Source organism: Nonomuraea sp. NPDC049714 (genome assembly GCF_044465295.1).
Lineage (GTDB): Bacteria > Actinomycetota > Actinomycetes > Streptosporangiales > Streptosporangiaceae > Nonomuraea.
In genome coordinates, this window is the sequence record NZ_JBITLM010000002.1 from 55,411 (window position 1) to 71,792 (window position 16,382).

14 protein-coding genes, 1 tRNA gene and 1 pseudogene are annotated in these 16,382 nt (G+C 69.8%); 6 read left to right on the forward strand and 10 right to left on the reverse strand.

All coding sequences use genetic code 11. The features are described from left to right. Positions 1-340 precede the first annotated feature (340 nt). From ACIBQX_RS07120 to ACIBQX_RS07135, 4 genes are all read right to left on the reverse strand, one after another. The gene (locus ACIBQX_RS07120; RefSeq protein ID WP_397001589.1) at positions 341-2,206 is read right to left on the reverse strand and encodes a RiPP maturation radical SAM C-methyltransferase; all 1,866 of its coding nucleotides are present in this window, start codon (positions 2,204-2,206) and stop codon (positions 341-343) included. A 163-nt stretch (positions 2,207-2,369) separates the two neighbouring features. Beyond that, a complete protein-coding gene (locus ACIBQX_RS07125) occupies positions 2,370-2,513 on the reverse strand; it encodes a hypothetical protein (protein ID WP_397001591.1) in 144 nt (47 codons plus the stop codon). Further along, on the reverse strand, positions 2,510-3,556 hold the full coding sequence (locus tag ACIBQX_RS07130) for a methyltransferase (protein WP_397001593.1): 1,047 nt from the start codon (positions 3,554-3,556) through the stop codon (positions 2,510-2,512). The genes ACIBQX_RS07125 and ACIBQX_RS07130 overlap by 4 nt, the downstream gene beginning before the upstream one ends. An 11-nt stretch (positions 3,557-3,567) precedes the next feature. After that, positions 3,568-4,083 (reverse strand): DUF5825 family protein, encoded by a 516-nt coding sequence (locus ACIBQX_RS07135; RefSeq protein WP_397001595.1) that lies wholly within the window; start codon positions 4,081-4,083, stop codon positions 3,568-3,570. Between the two features lie 1,113 nt (positions 4,084-5,196). Here ACIBQX_RS07135 and ACIBQX_RS07140 point away from each other — a divergent pair. From ACIBQX_RS07140 to ACIBQX_RS07150, 3 genes and pseudogenes are all read left to right on the forward strand, one after another. Continuing rightward, the gene (locus ACIBQX_RS07140; protein WP_397001597.1) at positions 5,197-6,342 is read left to right on the forward strand and encodes an epoxide hydrolase family protein; all 1,146 of its coding nucleotides are present in this window, start codon (positions 5,197-5,199) and stop codon (positions 6,340-6,342) included. A gap of 205 nt (positions 6,343-6,547) precedes the next feature. Continuing rightward, a pseudogene (locus tag ACIBQX_RS07145) lies at positions 6,548-6,934 on the forward strand (transposase family protein); the annotation flags it as partial. A 230-nt stretch (positions 6,935-7,164) separates the two neighbouring features. After that, entirely contained in the window at positions 7,165-7,647 is a 483-nt protein-coding gene (locus ACIBQX_RS07150; RefSeq protein WP_397001599.1) for a tyrosine-type recombinase/integrase, read from the forward strand. Here ACIBQX_RS07150 and ACIBQX_RS07155 read toward each other — a convergent pair. After that, positions 7,618-7,692, reverse strand: a tRNA-Val gene (locus ACIBQX_RS07155). The two genes, ACIBQX_RS07150 and ACIBQX_RS07155, sit on opposite strands and share 30 nt — an antisense overlap. 446 nt (positions 7,693-8,138) lie before the next feature. Here ACIBQX_RS07155 and ACIBQX_RS07160 point away from each other — a divergent pair. Continuing rightward, a complete protein-coding gene (locus ACIBQX_RS07160; RefSeq protein ID WP_189143653.1) occupies positions 8,139-8,555 on the forward strand; it encodes an SsgA family sporulation/cell division regulator in 417 nt (138 codons plus the stop codon). Positions 8,556-8,558: 3 nt separating this feature from the next. Here the strand turns inward: ACIBQX_RS07160 and ACIBQX_RS07165 are convergent, their stop codons facing one another. Then, on the reverse strand, positions 8,559-9,128 hold the full coding sequence (locus ACIBQX_RS07165) for a DUF305 domain-containing protein (RefSeq protein ID WP_397001601.1): 570 nt from the start codon (positions 9,126-9,128) through the stop codon (positions 8,559-8,561). Positions 9,129-9,243: 115 nt separating this feature from the next. Here ACIBQX_RS07165 and ACIBQX_RS07170 point away from each other — a divergent pair, with 115 nt between their 5' ends. Then, positions 9,244-10,632, forward strand: coding sequence for an LVIVD repeat-containing protein (locus ACIBQX_RS07170; RefSeq protein ID WP_397001603.1), 1,389 nt, complete (start codon positions 9,244-9,246; stop codon positions 10,630-10,632). Here ACIBQX_RS07170 and ACIBQX_RS07175 read toward each other — a convergent pair. From ACIBQX_RS07175 to ACIBQX_RS07190, 4 genes are all read right to left on the reverse strand, one after another. Then, positions 10,626-12,242, reverse strand: coding sequence for a serine/threonine-protein kinase (locus tag ACIBQX_RS07175; protein ID WP_397001605.1), 1,617 nt, complete (start codon positions 12,240-12,242; stop codon positions 10,626-10,628). The two genes, ACIBQX_RS07170 and ACIBQX_RS07175, sit on opposite strands and share 7 nt — an antisense overlap. 11 nt (positions 12,243-12,253) lie before the next feature. Beyond that, on the reverse strand, positions 12,254-13,084 hold the full coding sequence (locus tag ACIBQX_RS07180) for an aminotransferase class IV (protein WP_397001607.1): 831 nt from the start codon (positions 13,082-13,084) through the stop codon (positions 12,254-12,256). Continuing rightward, the gene (locus ACIBQX_RS07185; RefSeq protein ID WP_397001609.1) at positions 13,084-14,094 is read right to left on the reverse strand and encodes a chorismate-binding protein; all 1,011 of its coding nucleotides are present in this window, start codon (positions 14,092-14,094) and stop codon (positions 13,084-13,086) included. The genes ACIBQX_RS07180 and ACIBQX_RS07185 overlap by 1 nt, the downstream gene beginning before the upstream one ends. A gap of 85 nt (positions 14,095-14,179) precedes the next feature. Further along, positions 14,180-15,154, reverse strand: coding sequence for a LysR family transcriptional regulator (locus ACIBQX_RS07190; protein WP_397001611.1), 975 nt, complete (start codon positions 15,152-15,154; stop codon positions 14,180-14,182). Positions 15,155-15,161: 7 nt separating this feature from the next. Here ACIBQX_RS07190 and ACIBQX_RS07195 point away from each other — a divergent pair, with 7 nt between their 5' ends. Further along, on the forward strand, positions 15,162-16,379 hold the full coding sequence (locus ACIBQX_RS07195) for an NAD(P)-binding domain-containing protein (RefSeq protein WP_397001613.1): 1,218 nt from the start codon (positions 15,162-15,164) through the stop codon (positions 16,377-16,379). Positions 16,380-16,382: the final 3 nt, after the last annotated feature.

Genomic DNA, 16,382 nt, shown 5'->3' on the forward strand with positions numbered 1-16,382 from the left:
AGAATTCATCAGCCGTTCGGCCCTTGATTCCATGCAGGCATCGTCACCTGACAGAGGAAGTGCTAGGCGCGCGCGGACGATCCCCTCGCTCTCTGTACGCATCGGTGAACGGCGGCCGACGCCTACGGCTCCCCCGCCTCCGGCCCTCATCCCGGCCAGGGCCGCACGCCCGATCCAACGGGTCCGTCAGGGCGCTGCGCGAGCAAGGCATCGACCGGCTGCACGACCCAGGCCGAAGACGTCGACCCCGGAAACCTGTCTTCACAACCTCCGAATGATCATGCGGTGGCCGTCGCCATGTGACCGCTACGCCTGAAGATCGCAAAGTGTCACCGGAGTACTAGCGGGCCGCGGCGGCCTCGTCCGTGATCACCTTTTGCGGGACCTGGGCTGTCGCGAGCGCGACCCAGGCGGTGTCGTCGACGAACACGAGGCCGTCCCGGAGGGCGTCGCGCAGCCACGCCTCGACGGCGGCGGCGCCGACGTCACGGCCCAGCTCCCCCAGGTGGGAGCACAGCCCGTTGACCGTGCGGCGTCGGCGCAGCCCCCGGTAGGCGTCGGCCCGCCAGCCGGTCAACCGGTGCCGGACCCTCGGCCATCCCGCGCGGCGGTCGGTGATCAAGATATCGGTGCCGTCGTCCTCGGCGACCAGCGAGGAGTGCGGGTAGTCGCGCCGCCACCGGAGTAACGCGGCCTTGAGGTCCGCCACGACGTCCTCGCCGATTCCGGCGTTGTCGCAGTCGAAGAAGTAGACGAGGTCGGCGAGTTCGCTCTCGGGGAGGTCGTAGATGTCGCGGTAGAAGGCGGTGGGCTCCCGGCGGGCGAAGCCCAGCTCGGGACGTTCGAAGTAGGGGCTGTAGCGTTCGAGGATGATGCGCTGGGAGTACGAGGGCGGCTGCAGGTGGACCAGTGCCGGGATCTGGTGGATCACGTCGAGGTAGTCCTCGGGCCGCTCCCCGGGGAAGCCATACAGGTAGTTCCACTCACAGGTGACGTGGTTGTCCTCGCAGTCGCGGAGGAGCCGGACGTTGGTCACGCCGTCCACCCCCTTGTCCATGAGGCCGAGCACCCTGCCGCTCAGGCTCTCGATCCCGGGCTGGAGCAGGACGATCCCCGCGTCGGCGAGCGCCGCGATCTGGTCGCCGCGCAGGTTGGACTTGATCTCGTAGAAGACTCGCAGGTCCCAGTCGGCCTCGGCCATGCGGGGGAGCAGGGTCTTCAGGTAGCCCATGTCCAGGATGTTGTCGACGGTGATCACATCGAGGATCTGGTGGCGTTCCACCAGGGTGCTCAGCTCCGTCCAGAACTGGTCGGCGGACTTGCTGCGGAACCGCATGAGCGATCCGTTGAGGCCGCAGAACGTGCAGTGGTGCTTCTCGCCCCACCAGCAGCCGCGCGAGCTTTCGACGACCAGTTCCGGCGTGAGGTACTCGCGCAGCGGCGAGCGTTCGAACGCGTCCTGCCAGGCGGTGTAGTCCGGGATGGGGATCAGGCCGGGAGGCACGCTGTGTGCCGGCTGGTCGTTGGCCACGGAGCGGTCGCCCTCCCACCAGCAGACGCCGGGGATGTCGGCGAAGTCTCCGCGCAGGGCGTCCTCGCTCAGCCGGGTGAGCAGCGCCGGGAACACCTGTTCCGCCTCACCGCGGACGACCAGGTCGACGAACCGGTGGTTGCGGTGCAGGGCGGCGCCCATCGGCCCCTCGCAGTTGGCGCCTCCGAACACGACGGTCACCTCGGGCCGCAGAACCTTGATCCGGCGGGCGAGCGCGAGGCTGGCCGCGTTCTGCATGAAGGTAGTGGAAAACCCGACCACGTCAGGGCGGGACGCCAGGATCTCGGCCGCCGCCTTGTCGACGAATCCGGCGGAGAGCTCGCGCATCCGCCGGATGCCCGCGGCGTCGAAGCCGTATGTCGCGGAAACGCGCTCCAGCGCGTCCGCGCCCCGGCCCAGGTCGTCGTACAGGCATCCGGCGAAGATCAGGTCTCCCAGTCCGTGGAAGACCCCGGTGTCGGCGATCTCGGTGTAGTCCGACGGCGGCGTCGCGTCGGCCGCGAACAGGTGCTCCGCCCAGTGCACGCCACCGTGGTATTCGGTGACCTCGACGTCCGGGCAGTCCCGCGCGACCAGGCCGTGGAGCAGCCCGAGGGGCAGCGAGGGCCGGTTGATCGCCTGCCAGGGCATCGCTGCGAGTGTCAGCCGCATCATGCGTCCGCTCCGTTCGATGCGAAGGTGGTCCGGTGGCGCGCCGGGCGTCGGGCGCCAAGCGTCGGGCGTCGGGCGCCGGTCAGCCGGTCAGCCGGGGAGGCCGGACGAGGGGGCGAGAAGGCCTGTCCGTGCCTCGGCGGCCTTCTCGCCGTCACCTCGTCGTTCAGTCGGTACCGCGCACCCGCCGTTCGGGGACGGACTCGCCCGCGAGGGCCGAGTCCTTCCGGGGCTGACCCATGGTGATCCGCACAGAACGGCAATATTTGGACGACCGGATGCGGGTCTTCTTCAGAGTGGTGGCAATCATGTTCTCACCTCCTCAGCCTCGATCACCTTGAAATGAGCCTCGGCCGGCAGCGCCCGCACCGAGGCGGGTTCGAGGCCCGCCGACCGCAGGAGCGCCTCGAACTCCGCTTCGGTGCGCTCCCTGCCACCCGTGGTCACCAGCAGATCGAGGTCTCCCACGGCCGTCCAGGAGTCCGGGCGATCGGGCAGCATGAGCTCGACGACGATGAGGACCGCGTGCTCGGGCATGGCGCGGCGGCAGTTGGCGAGGATCGTCCGGGCACTGTCGTCGTCCCAGTCGAGCAGGACATACTTGAGCACGTAGGCGTCGCCGCCCTCGGGGACTTCCGCCATGAAGTCTCCCGCGACGATCTCGCATCGCTCCGCGACGCCCGCCTCGGCCAGGACGCGCGGCGCGGACGCGAGACCGGCGGGGGTGTCGAACAGCACGCCGCGCACGCCGGTCTCGCGGCGCAGGATCTCGGCGAGCAGCGCGCCCGCACCGCCGCCCACGTCCACGACCTTCTTGAACCGCGAGAAGTCCACGTGGGCGGCCAGCGCCGGAGCGAGGCCGGCGGTGTCCCGCCGCACGGCCTCGTAATAGGCCACCGCCAGCTCCGGACGGCCGGCCATGTACGCGAAGTTGTTCATTCCGGCGAGGTGGTCGAAAGCGGGCTCACCTGTACGGACGCTGTGCGTGAGCTCCCCCCAGGCTCGCCACGCCATGTCGTCCCCGGCCATCAGCGTCAGGGCCGTCACCGAGTTCTCCGCCTCGAAGCGCAGGGGCCGTCCGAGCGCGCCGAGCCGGTACGAACCGGCAGCCGTCTCGATGACGACGTCCAAGGCCGCGAGTGCGCGCAGCAGCCGGTGCAGGGTCGGCGGATGCGTCCCGGTCGCCTGGGCGAGCCGCGCGACCGTCTTCTCGCCATCCGCGAGGTGGTCGGCGATCCTGAGCCGGACCGCGGTGTGGACCACTTGGGAGAAGCGGAACCCGAAGATCATCTTGAGTAGCTCGGCCCGGGCTCGCGCCTCGGCCGCGTTCTGGGTCTCGTCGTTGGTGCTCATCCGCTCGCCCCTCACAGCCCCATCGCGGGCACCGGCCAGCGCCGCATGCGGTAGGGGAGGACGACCACCTGGTCGGCGGCGCGCAGCAGGAGCCGTTCGTCGAGCAACGCCTCAGCCGCGTCGCGTTCGAGGGCGTCCAGGTCGGTGAGCGCGGTCGGCCGGAGGCACCGGAGGAACGCCCTCAGAACGTGCGGCTCGTCGATGGTGAACCTCCCCGCCTCCTCCGGGTCCCGCACGTCCTTGACCTGGATGAACCCGGGCCCGCGCCGGTAGTAGCACAGCCCCGGCCGGAAGACCGAGCGCCATTCCGCGAAGTCCGGTGCCGCGTTCTCGGGAGGCGGGAGGTGCCACAGGAGCGGGACGACGGTCCGCGGCATCGCCTCGGCGCGCCAGTTCAGCACGCGGCCCGTGTCGAACGCGTCGCGCAGCGCGGCGACAGCGCCGAGCATGGCAGGCGGGTCATCCCACCGGATGGCCAGGTCCAGGGGAAGATCGTCCTCCAGGGCAAGCGGCTGGACCCTTGTCACGCGACCTCCACGCAGGTGATGCACGAATCATTGGAAGTCTGACCCGATCATCATTCGAGATCTATCCGTAAAGTGCGGAGCCTGCCACGCAAATCGGATATCCCTGCCTGGGTCACGTGCGCCCTTGAGCGTGGCCGGGGAGACCGGCCGTACGCCGCGCGGTACAGGTTCGAGTACCGGCTCATGTGCGTGAACCCCAGCGCAGCGCGACGTCGATGACGGTGCCGGGATGACCCGAGGCGGCCAGATCCAGCAGGTCCTCGTGCGCCCGCTCGACGGCGTCCCGGAGGACCTGGACGATCAGGACGTAATGGCCGACGCTCTAGTCCATCTGGATGCGCGGAACCGGTCCGACGATGTTGTCCGACGACGTCACCTCGCGTCCGTCCACGGTCGCGCGCCCGGTCCCGGCGAGCGGGATTCTGCCTGGTCCCATCGGATCTCGATCGAGCCGAATCGGCCGGGGAAGTGAGGTTGTCGCCCTACTCATGTCAGTTAAGGAACTTCAGTCCTATGTGTCTCACTTGAGCTGGGCGCAGAGGGGTGAGACCTCCGTTGGCACGCCATCCCGAGAGCGCACTTCGTGCTGCGCTATATGGATAGCCCACGTCGTGGAATCCTCATAATCTCCATTCTCAGCATAAACAGGCAAACATCTCCGAATGCTCCCGGCTTCCAAAGACTCAGCCGCTCTTCGCTTCCGGGTCATCAGGGGTCGCCCGCATGGGAAGGGGTCTGCGATGAGACTCATCGTGGAAGTGCGCGCGGCAGGACGGCATGCGTTGCATTCTCACCGACCTTATCGCCAGGCCGGCGATCGAAATTTCTGCCTACGTGAACCGTACGTCGATCCTTTTTCTTCTCGGGCGCTCTGAGCCTGTCGATCATGGTTAAGCACAGAAGCACATCGCAGTGGCTCACGCCGCGACCAGGACGGGGGCACCGGGCTGTCGGCCCTAGCTCGGCTTGGGTTTTCGGCGTCCACCTGCGCGGAACGACCGACGCCTCGCAGCCCAGAAGGTCAGTCCGCCCTCTGGGGCGGGCGGTGAACCACAAACAAACGGACCGCCATCTTCATCGCACAAGCATTCCGTTTCTGGAAGGGATAGCCCGATGATCAACCCGTTCCACATAGAAATTCCGCAGGACGAGCTGGATGACCTGCGCGAGCGGCTCTCCCGTACCCGCTGGAGCGGCGAGATCGGCGGTCCAGGATGGAGTCGCGGCGTCCCGACCGGCTACCTGCGCCAGCTCGCCGCCTACTGGGCCGACGGCTACGACTGGCGCAAGCACGAGGCCAGGCTGAACGAGCTGCCCCAGTTCACCACCGACATCGACGGGCAGAGCATCCACTTCGCACACATTCGCTCACCTGAGGCCGAGGCGACTCCGCTGATGCTCATCCACGGCTGGCCCGGCTCGTTCGCCGAGTTCCTGGACGTCATCGGCCCACTGACCGACCCGCGCTCCTACGGCGGCAACCCTGCCGACGCCTTCCACCTGGTGATCCCCTCTCTGCCCGGGTTCGGCTTCTCCGCTCCCCTGCGCGATACGGGTTGGACGCAGGGCCGCATCGCCGACGCTTTCGCCGAGCTGATGCACCGGCTCGGCTACTCCCGCTACGGCGTGCAGGGCGGCGACGTCGGCGCCTTCGTGGCCCCGGCCATGGCCCGCCAGGATGCCGAGCACGTGTTCGGCGTGCACGTCAATGCCCTGGTCACCTTCCCGATCGGGGCCGAGGGTGAGATGGACGGCCTGACCGAGTCCGAACTGGAGCGATTGGCGCGCCTGGAGCACTGGCAGCAGGAACAGAGCGGCTACGACAAGCTCCAAGGCACCCGCCCGCAGACCCTGGGACACGGCCTGAACGACTCCCCTGCCGGCCAGCTCGCCTGGATCGTCGAGAAGTTCAAGGAATGGACCGACAGCGCCGCCGACCTGCCCGAAGACGCCGTCGACCGCGACGCCATCCTCACCGACGTCAGCATCTACTGGTTCACGCAGACCGGCGCCTCCTCGGCCCACAACTACTACGAGTCCCACCACGACCCATCGGCCTGGGCACCGCGCGATCCCGGCACCGTGCCCACCGGCGTGGCAGTCTCCCTCACCCAGGACGTCGCCATCCGTCGCTTCGCCGAACGCGATCACAACATCGTGCACTGGACCGAATTCGAGCGCGGCGGACACTTCCTGGCCCTGGAACAACCCACCCCGTTCGTCGCCGACGTGCGCGCGTTCTTCCGCTCCCTGCGCTGAGCCGTCCGCACCGGTGGCGGCGGTCCGCGACAATTCCGGCTGGCCGGAAGATATCCGGCTCCGCAAGTCACGCCGCAGCGGGCCCCAGCCAGTGATCAGTGAAGCTTTCTGGCGGTGGGCTGCTGGTCACAGCATGATCGCGAATCCGGTGTTCGCCTACGACGTAAGAAACCCCTGGTAGATGGCTTGATCACCACAACCAGGGGAGATCGGGTCGGCCTGGCGGCTGCTCGATCCGGGGCAGCAGGCGTTGCTCGTGCTGGTCTACCTGCGCAAGGGCGAGACGTTCACCGAGCTCGAAGCCGGTTTCGGAGTGTCGACGCCGACCGCTTGGCGGTCGATCGCGTTGCTGTCGACCCGCTCGCCCAAGCTCACGGCGGCGTTGCGCAAGGCGAAGCGGGGCAGGCAGCACTACTTGATCCTGGACGGCACGCTGATCCATACCGACCGAGTCAAGGACGACCGGCCGTACTTCTCCGGCGAGCACCGCGTGCACGGGATGAACGTCCAGGTCATCGCCTCACCCGACGGGACCATCCCGTGGACCTCCGGAGCACTGCCCGGCAAAGCCCACGACCTGAGCGCCTTCCGAGGCCGACCACCTGTGCAGGGCCATCGCCATCCTTCAGAACCACCGCATTGCTCAGGCCGCCTGAGGATGAAAAAGGCCAGTGAGCCTTTGTCGGTGATCAGGGGTTGCGGAGTGTGATCGGCGGAGTTGGTGGAGGCTGATGCCGGATGGGACCATGACCAGTTCGGAGTCCATGTGTGGAGATCCGTTCGGATCAGCGGTGACACCAAGACCGCACGGTCACCCGGACCTTGAAGCTGCCGCAGCGTTGCGTCACCGCGTTACGGGCTCTCTGGGACCACCGAAGCCGTGTTCGCCAGAAGGACGGCGACCGGTGGCACGACAACGATCTCGTGTTCGCCGCCCGGACAGGAACCGAACTCAGCGCCACCGACGTCCGGCGAGTTATCGAGAGAGCGGGCCTGGTCGCCCAGGAGCGGTCCCCGCGCGAACTACGGCACAGCTTCGTCTCTCTGCTCTCCGCTGACGGCGTGCCCATCGAGCACATCGCTCGCCTGATCGGTCATGCGGGAGGGTCGGCGGTGACGGAGAAGGTCTATCGCCAGCAGATCCGCCCGGCGATGCAGGAGTGGGCTGTGATCATGGATCGGATCTTCCCTGATCCGGGCCATGTCGCCGAGGGCCCTGCAAGTCACTCGGAAGATCAAGAGCCGCCTCCCGGATTCGGGAGGCGGCTCTTGAGCTGGTGGGCGATACTGGGATCGAACCAGTGACCTCTTCGGTGTGAACGAAGCGCTCTCCCCCTGAGCTAATCGCCCTCCTCGCCGACGCCTCTCGGTGCCGACGGGGAAAACCATACCGCATCCCGGGGCCCGCTGGCGAAACGGCGAGCGGGAGGGCGAGGAGGCCGCGGCAGGTGGATGATTCGGGTGAAAGGCGGCGGTTGCCCATCGGTGTGGCGGCCGGGTGGCATACCATCGTCCTGTCCCGGGTAGACGCCGATCGTGATCCACGCCGTAAACGTTCTTGGAGCCGCTCGGGACCAGGCTTCACCCCACGCAAAACCCTTGCAAATACGACCCGATAGATGCCGTTTAGCCAGGTAGATGGCTAAATGTCCAGCTGTGAGTTGCGTTACAGAAGGGCCTTGGAGCGGAATCTTTCCTACAGGTTTCTTCGTTCCGCGTCATAGCTCTAGGACGAAGTCCGCAAGAGCAGTGAAAGCCCCGCAGAGGGGACCTACGACGAAAAGGTTTGGCTGACGATGAACAGCACCACCGTCTCCGCCGAGCTTGGCCTTCGGCTTGTGGTCCCCGACCGTACAACCGTCCCCCTGCTCGCCGGACTGAGCTACACAGCCGACGACCCGTACGCCATCCGCATGGCCTTCCACGTAGGGAACGACGAGCCGGTCGAGTGGATCTTCGCACGCGAGTTGCTGACCGTCGGCATCGTGAGACGTGTCGGCGACGGCGACGTGCAGGTGTGGCCGGCCCGCGCCGACGGCGAGCGCACGCTGCACATCAGTTTGACCTCCCCCTTCGGGCAGGCGCTGTTCGAGGTGCCGCTGGCCCCGCTGACGGAGTTCCTGCACCGGACGTACGAGAAGGTGCCCGCCGGCCGCGAGGCCGACTACATGGACCTCGACGCGGAGCTGACCAACATGCTCTGGCCCTCCTGAGCCTCATCCGGGCAGCGTGTCCACGGTCTTGCGCATCCTGGTGATCTCGATGCTCTGGCCCGCGTACACATCCCTGGCCATCAGCCGCATCCGCTGATCGCGGCCGCCCGCGAGCTGCTCCCCCGCCATGCGCACCGCGCCCTCGTGGTGCCTGATCATCAGCTCCAGGAACATCCGGTCGAAGGCCGCGCCCCTGGCCGCGCGCAGCGCCCGCAACTGCGCCTCCGTGGCCATGCCGTAGCCGTCGCCGCCGTCCCGGTCGCCGCCGTGCGTGTGCCCGCCGGGGACAGGGCGGCCGAGGGCGGTCAGCCAGTTCGACATGATCGTGATCTCGGGCTGCTGGGTGAGCGCGATCTGGTCGGCGATGGCGCGGATGGCGGGGCTGGTGCTGCGGTTCGGCACCAGGGCGGTCATCTCCAGGGCCTGCCGGTGGTGGGGGATCATGCCTTCGGCGAAGCGTACGTCCGCGGCCGTCGGGGGTGCGGGCGCGCGCCCCACGCGCTCGCCGGGGGTCGCCGTCCGGGCCGTTCCGCCTGGCTCCTGGGGGACGATCACCGGAGCGTCCGTGCCCACGGGCGCCGGTCGTTCCGGCTCCTGGCCGCAGCCCACCGACACAGATATCAGCAGAACTGTGACGAATAGTGCGCACACTCGGGACTTCTCTGGCATAGCTTCCATACTGAGCTATGTGACGAGGGGGACAGGCGTGATCTTCGCCAAGGTGCGGGGGGCTGCGCTGTGCGCGGCCGTACTGCTGGTATCCGCGTGTGCGGCGAGCCCGGAGCAGCCGGCGGCCGCGCCGCCGACGCAAGCGTCCGAAACGCGGTCGAGCAGCCTTCCGCCGGGCCAGGTCATGACCAGTGACAACGTCAAACTGGTCGCCAACGTGCCCCGGTCGGCCCCGCTCAACGGCCTGGACGACTGGAACACCGACCTGGCCTTCCAGGGTGACTACGCGTTCGTGGGCAACTTCGGCGGGTTCTCGATCTACGACATCAGCGACCCGACCGCCCCCAAGACGGTGAGCCAGGTGGCCTGCCCGGCGCAGCAGAACGACGTCTCGGTCCACGGCGACCTGCTGATCCTGTCCGTGGACGAGCCTCGCAGCGGCGAGGGCTGTGACTCCACCGATCAGGAGCGCGCCTGGGAGGGCCTGCGCATCTTCGACATCAGCGACAAGAAGAGCCCCAAGTACGTCTCCTCCGTCGCCACCGACTGCGGCTCGCACACCCACACGATGGTGCCCAAGGACGACAAGCTGTACGTGTACGTCTCCTCCCCCGGCCCCGAGCCGGACTCCAAGACCTGCCCTGCGCCGCACAAGCTGCTGCAGATCGTGGAGGTCCCGGTGAGCGACCCGAAGTCCGCGCGGGTCATCGCCAGCCCCGACATCCCGATCCAGGGTGCCCAGCCGGGCGCCGCCGGCTGCCACGACATCACCGCCTTCCCGGAGAAGAACCTCGCCGCGGGCGCCTGCTTCGGTGACGGCGTGCTGCTGGACATCGCCGACCCGGAGCAGCCCAAGCTGCTGCAGCAGATCAGCGACCGGGAGAACTTCCAGATCTGGCACTCCGCGACGTTCAACAACGACGCGACCAAGGTCCTGTTCACCGACGAGCTGGGCGGCGGTTCCGCGCCGACGTGCGACAGCAACACCCCGGCCACCAAGGGCGCGGACGCCGTCTACGACCTCGTCGACGGCCAGTTGCAGAAGCGCGGCTACTTCAAGATCCCGCGCGAGCAGCAGGAGGAGGAGAACTGCGTCGCCCACAACGGCTCCCTGCTGCCGGTGCCGGGCAAGGACATCATGGTCCAGGCGTGGTACCAGGGCGGCGTGTCGTTCGTGGACTTCACCGACTCCGACAACCCGAAGGAGATCGGCTACTTCGAGCGCGGCCCGTTCGAGGGTGATGGCGGCATCGCCGGCTCCTGGTCGGCCTACTACTACAACGGGTACGTCTACTCCTCCGACATCCAGCTGGGCCTGGACGTCCTGGAGATCACCGACCCGCTGACCGATCCGGCCAAGCAGGTCAAGATGGACGACTTCAACGTCCAGACCCAGAAGAGCTACTGAGGCGCGCTGATCGTGCCGATGCGCCAGCCGCTGTAGCCGGTGGTCCAGGAGGACGCGAGCACGGCCTCCTGGATCGGGGCGCGCCAGACGAGCTCGAAGGCGCGCGGGCAGTTCTGCTCGTCCAGTGTGAGCTCCCAGTTGAGGGTGCTCTTCTCCAGGTCCTGCCTGCTCCAGCCGCCGGCGATCTCGGCGAGGATGTCCTGTACGGTGTGCGGCGCCGTGGTGGTGACGAGCGAGCCCACGTACGTGCGGCCCGACACGCTCATCCTGGGGGTGAGCGCGACGAGCTCGGTGATGATCCCGACGGAGGCCACGAGCGCGATGAGGCGGGTGTACAGCACGACTCCGGTCTCGTCCTTCCCCTTGGCCTCGCGCCCGTCGAGGTAGACGCCCTCGCGCTCGCCGGCGCCGATGACCACGACCTTGTCGGCGTTCCTCTCTGGGGTGCTCAGGTTCATGGTGAAGTCCACGCTGCCGGAGCCGTCCATGGCGAGCGGGTCGTAGACGAGGCTGCCCTTGGCCGTGGCGGAGAAGCTGCTCTGTGACAGCCCGCCTGTGTGGGTGAAGTCGGCCATGGGTGTGACGGCGAGGGCGGCCTGCAGCGCGGCGGCCAGCGGTTGCGGCTCGTTGGGCGGCGCCGCCACGGCCGTGCGCAGCGACGTGGGCCCGGACGCGAACTCGACCTCTGGCGGGGGGCCGGATCTGGTCTGCCACACGACGACGGCCGCGGCGGTCAGCGCCGCGGTCAGCGCTCCCGCCCCGAGCAGCAGCCCGCGCCGCGAGACGGGGGTGGGTGCGGCGGCGAGGGCGCCCTGCCGCAACGCCTCCGCCTCCCCGGCGGGGCGGGTCTCGCCGAGCAGGTCGAAGAGCACCTGCCTGGCCTCGGGCCGGCGGGCCGGATCCTTGTCCAGGCAGCGCTCGACGATGGAGCGCAGCGGCTCGGGCAGGCCGGTCAGCTCGGGCTGCCCCGATAAGATCCGGTGGATGGCGGCCGGGATCGTGTCGCCGCCGAACGGCGTGCGGCCCGTCGCCGCGTACGCCATCGTGCAGCCCCAGGCGAACACGTCTGCGGCGGAGCCGACCGGGCCGTCACCGAACTGCTCGGGCGCCATGTAGCGCGGCGTGCCGACGAGCCCGCTGCCCACGGTGGTGGCGTCGGCCAGCCTGGCGATGCCGAAGTCGATCACGCGCGGGCCGTCGGCGGCCATCAGCACGTTCGCGGGCTTGAAGTCGCGATGCACCACCCCGGCCCGGTGGATGGCGGTCAGCGCGGTCGCCGTGGCGATGGCCACCCGCGTCAGCGCCGCCCCGCGCACGGGGGTGACCTGCTCCAGGGTCGGGCCGTCGATGAACTCGCTGACCACGTAGGGCGGATCGTGATCGAGATCGGCGGCGATGACCCGGGCCGTGCAGAACTCGGCGACCTGGCGGGCCGCGGCGAGCTCGCGCTTGAACGACCGGTCGAGGCCGCCCGTGAGCACTTTGATCGCCACGCGCTCCCCGTCGTCGGCCTCGCCCAGGTAGACGACGCCCTGGCCGCCCTGGCCGAGCCTGCCCACGACGCGGTGGTCACCGAGCCGCTCGGGATCTCCCGGGCGCGGCTTGCCCACGGCCAACGCGATCAGGGATTGAGGTCGGCGGCGGAGCGCTCGGCGAAGACGCGCATCGCCTTGGCGGTGATCGGGCCCGGCGCGACCGGCAGCTCGGTCTCGTCGACCAGCGAGATCGGCTGGACGTCGCGGGTGGTGGAGGTGAGGAACGCCTCCTCCGCGCCGTAGAGCGCCTGCAGTGGTACGTCCACCTCCTCGGCGCCGAACCACTCCACGACCAGGGCGCGGGTGACGCCCGCCAGGCAGCCGGAGGCGAGGGTCGGGGTGAGCAGGTGACCGTCGCGCACGATGAAGATGTTGGACCCGGTGCCCTCGCACAGGTCGCCGGCGAGGTTGCCGAAGATGGCCTCGCCGCCGCCGCGCGCCTTGGCGTAGGCCAGGGCCTTGGCGTTGTCGCCGTAGGAGGTGCTCTTGACGCCGGACAGCGCGCCGCGCTCGTTACGCGGCCACGGGACGACGGTGACCTTCGCGGCGGCGGGGAACGGCTTCTGCTCGTCGACGATCACGACCGAGGTGCCGCCCTGGTCGCCGCGGTCGGAGCCGAGCGGGCCGGGGCCGCTGGTATAGGTGATCCGGATGCGGCCGAGCGACCAGGCGGGGGCGGCGGCCAGGCACTGGTCGATGCCGTCGGCGATCGCCTCGACGTCGGGCTCGGGCAGGTCCATGCGCGCGGCGGAGAGCTTGAGCCGGTCGAGGTGCCGGGTGAGGGCGAACGCCCGGCCGTGCACGATCTTCACGGTCTCGAAGACGCCGTCGCCGACCATCAGCCCGTGGTCGAACACCGAGACGCCGGCCTGCGCGGGGTCGAGAAGCTCCCCGTTGACCCAGACAGGGATGTTCATCAATTGCCTCCTGAGGATGCCAGGGCTATGAGCCTGGACGCTTTGAGCTCGGTTTCGACCCACTCTCGCCTGGGATCGCTGCCCCAGGTGATGCCCGCTCCGGTGCCGAAGCGGATCTCGCCGCCGGTGATCCAGAATGTCCGGATGCTCACGGCCAGCGCCGCTGTGCCTCGATCGGCGTCGACCCAGCCCACCGCCCCACAGTAGGGCCCGCGCGGCTCCGGTTCGAGCTCATTGATGATGCGCAACGCGGACGATTTCGGCGCGCCGGTCACCGAGCCGGGCGGGAACGTGGCGGCGAACAGCTCCGGCCACCCCATGCCCGGCGCGAGCCGGGCCCGCACGGTGGAGACGAGGTGGGCCAGGCCGGGATGCTCCTCGACGGCGCAGAGCTCCGGGACCTCGACCGATCCGACGGCCGCGACCCTGCCGAGGTCGTTGCGGACCAGGTCGACGATCATGACGTTCTCGGCGTAGTCCTTCGCCAGCATGTCGTCGGCCGTGACGCCGGTGCCCTTGATGGGCCTGGACTCGACGACGTCGCCGGCCCGCGACAGGTAGAGCTCGGGCGAGGCGGACACGACGGCGAGGCCCGGCACCTGGATGATCCCGGAGTAGGGCGCCGGGTTGCCGGCCGCGAGCCGGGCGGCCAGCGCCAGCGGGTCGGCGTCGGGGCCGACGGGCGCGGTCAGCACCCGGCACAGGTTGGCCTGGTAGACCTCGCCGCGCTCGATCTCGTCGCGGATGGCCTCGACGCCGCGCTCGTAGGCGGCCTGGTCGAGCGAGCTACGCCACTCGTCGAGACGCGGGCCGTGCCAGGCGCCGCGCGGCCGGGGCAGCGCAGCGGGACGAACCTGGTCGAACCGGGCGCACGTCACCTTGCCCTCGTAGTCGGCCACGACAGCCCACCAGCCCTCGCCGTCCAGCGCGGCGAGGTCCGTCGTCACATCGCGCAACCCCGTGGCCAGCCGGTGGCCCACATACGCGAAAGCGTCGTCCACACATCCCATTCTCCCAGCATTCCAGCGAGCTCCCGCGCGGCGGGCGGCGCCCTGTCCGAATCGCGGCCCGCCGGCCCGTCAGCGCCTCGCTCGATCAGAGGTGGCGCCGCCACTCCCCGAGCAGCTCGGCGAGCTCCCGCGCGGCGGGCAGCGGCCGGTCCGGCAGGGCGGCGTACACCGTCCGCACGGGCATCTGCCCGCGCAGCGGCATCAGCACCAGGTCGTCCGGCACGGCGCGTGCCGCCAGTTCGGGGACGAGCGTGACACCGAGCCCGGCGGCCACGAAGCCGAACTTGCCCGACCACTCGGCCACCCGCAGCCCGCCGCGAGGCGTGAACCCTGCGGCGGCGCAGGCGGTCACCAGCAGCGTCGGCTGCCCACGCGGCGCCGCCTCGATCCACCGCTCCCCCGCCAGCTCCCGCAGCTCCACACCGTCCTCGTGCGAACCGGCCACAGGCCCGTCCTGACGACGCCCCCGTCCACCCCTCCCATGCGGGCCAGTGGCTCCGCTCCGGGCCACGGGATGGTCGCGGGGCAGGGCGACCAGCAGCCGGTCCTCGTACAGGGGCACCAACTCGCCCGCGACGGCGGGGAGCCCTGCCGGGTAGTCGCTGATCACCGCGAGGTCCAGCGCGCCGGCGGCCAGCCGGTCGGTCAGGCGCGGGCTGAGTCCTTCGACGAGCCGCAGCTCGACCCCCGGATGCCGGTCGGCGAACCGTTTCAGCGTCGTGGGCAGCAGGTCCACGTTGGCGGTGGCGAACGCGCCGACGCGCAGCGTCCCGCCGCTGCCTGCGTGGATCGCGGCCAGCTCCTCACCCGCCCGGCCGAGCCGGTCGAGCACCTCGACGGCGTGCCGGTGCAGCGCGACTCCGGCGGGCGTGAGGCGTACACCTCTCGGCAAACGCTCGAAGAGCGGCCCGCCGGCGGCGCGTTCGAGGGCGGCGACGCGGCGGGAGACCGCCGACTGCGTGTAGCCGAGCAGCTCGGCGGCAGCGGTGAAGGACCCGCTCCTCGCGACCTCGTCGAGCAGGCGCAGGGCGGTGAGGTCGAAGGCATTCACGTCAGGCATGGCTGGTATGCAATCTAGTCGCTGGTGGAATACCGGGCGTTCCGTTTCACTGAGGGATGTGATCGCATTTCTCGGACAAGGACGCATGGGCGTCCCCATGGCCCGGCGGCTCAGCGAGGCCGGGCACGAAGTGACAACGTGGCGGCGCGGGAGCGGTGTCACCGCGGCGGCGGCGGTGGACAGGGCGGACCTGGTCATCACGATGCTGCGGGACCCGGACGCGGTGCGCGAGGTGCTGACGGCGGCGGCACCGGGGCTGCGGCCCGGCGCGACGGTGGTGGAGATGTCCACGATCGGGCCCGAGGCGGTGCGCGAGCTTCGCGCGGCGCTGCCCTCGGCGGTGAGCCTGGTGGACGCGCCGGTGCTGGGCAGCGTCGGCCCGGCCGCGGACGGCACGCTGACGGTGCTCGCGGGCGGAGACCTGTCGGGCTGCCGCGAGGTGCTCGGCGTCTTCGGCACGGTGCGCGAGCTCGGCCCGCTGGGCGCGGGGGCGGCGATGAAACTCGCCGTCATGAGCGCTCTCGTGCCCGCCCAGGTGCTGCTCGCGGAGACCTTCGCGTACGCCGACGCGCACGGGATCGATCGTGACGCGCTGGCCGGCGTGCTGTCGGGCACCCCGCTCGGCATCCTGGCCGGTCGGCTGCACGCCCCCGCCCAGGACACCCGCTACGCGCTCGGGCTCGCCGCCAAGGACCTCGGCCTGGCGGCCTGGCCGGGCGCTTCCCTGGCGAACGCCGCCCACACCCGCCTGCGGGAGGCCGAGGCCGCCGGCCTGACCGACCGCGACATCACGGCCATCGCCCACCATGTACGCGCCACGCCACCGCGGAGCCGGGCGAGGCCGGTCAACCCGGCGACGGTTCCCGCCACCAACGGGTTCTACTCGCACGCGGTGCGGGTCGGGGACATGCTCTACGTCTCCGGGCAGGCGGCCTTCGACGAGCGGGGGGAGCTGGTCGGCGAGGGGTCCATGACGGCCCAGGCCGAGCACGTCTTCGGGTGCCTGTCCCGCATCCTCGCCGACCAGGGCGCCACGTTCGGCGACCTGGCCTTCCTCAGGACGTACCTCACCGACATGGACCTGCGCATGGAGTACGGACAGGTGCGCAAGAAGTACATCACCGGCACGCCGCCGGCGAGCACGACGGTGGAGGTGTCGCGGCTGTTCATGCCGGGCGCGCTCCTGGAGGTCGACGCCGTCGTCGCTCTGCCGGGCACGCGTTAGCGG